The organism is Chitinimonas sp. BJB300, assembly GCF_002735695.1.
GTDB lineage: Bacteria > Pseudomonadota > Gammaproteobacteria > Burkholderiales > Chitinimonadaceae > Chitinimonas.
Genome location: NZ_PDZH01000342.1, coordinates 1 through 762, shown reverse-complemented (window position 1 = coordinate 762; position 762 = coordinate 1). Strand labels below are relative to the sequence as shown.

General features: G+C 55.1%; 1 pseudogene. It reads right to left on the bottom strand.

The annotated features are described in order from the left end of the window. Positions 1-283: 283 nt before the first annotated feature. Positions 284-631: pseudogene (locus tag CSQ89_RS21760) on the bottom strand (aldo/keto reductase); the annotation flags it as partial. Positions 632-762 lie beyond the last annotated feature (131 nt).

Sequence of the window (762 nt, the reverse complement as noted above, 5' to 3'; positions counted from 1 at the left end):
AAACCGGGCGATGTGCATCAATTGGAGGCAGATTGACCTCAACTGCTCCAACCGCCCGGTGCGGACCCGCATGCCGGGTGGTGTGGCAGGGGTCGGCCAGAACATCTGGTCGCCCCTATGCCGATAGAACCTGTCTAAAGTCTGCTACGCGTCGGCAATATGGCGTTGAAAACGACCTCGGAATGCTCATTTACTCTGTGTAAACTCCGCTTCCGCGGCTGTTTTCGCCTTATCTTGCCTTAGCTCGCAAGACTTTAGGCAGGTTCTTACTGAATGGGCTGGGTTAATCCCAGTCAGGTGCAAAGCTTAGGTTGGCCAGCCGTTCTCCACGTTCCCGAGCAGCAATGGCGGCCATGTCCGCAGTGGTCAGCTGCATATTGGTGGCTACCCTATTTGCTGCCAGGTTGGCTCGTTGGGTAGAGGAGGGTATGACGGTAAAGCCCTGTTGAACCGACCGAGCCAATGCTACCTGGGCTGCACTGACCTGATGTTGCTTGGCAATGGCCAGTAGTACAGGGTCTTGCAACACCTTGCCATAGGCCAGGGGCATGTAGGCAGTGATGGCAATGCCCTGGCTGCGAGCGTAATCCACGACCTTCCGGTTCTGCAGGAAAGGGTGAATTTCTATCTGTAGATTACTGACTGATGTTACGCAGTAGCTGCGAGAAGCAGCTGTAACTGATCATAAGCCGCGCGGGAGGCGTTGATCAGTAACTTGCGGCAAAGTGCGAATGGGTTCTTCTGCGTCTTGATGCTCAGGCA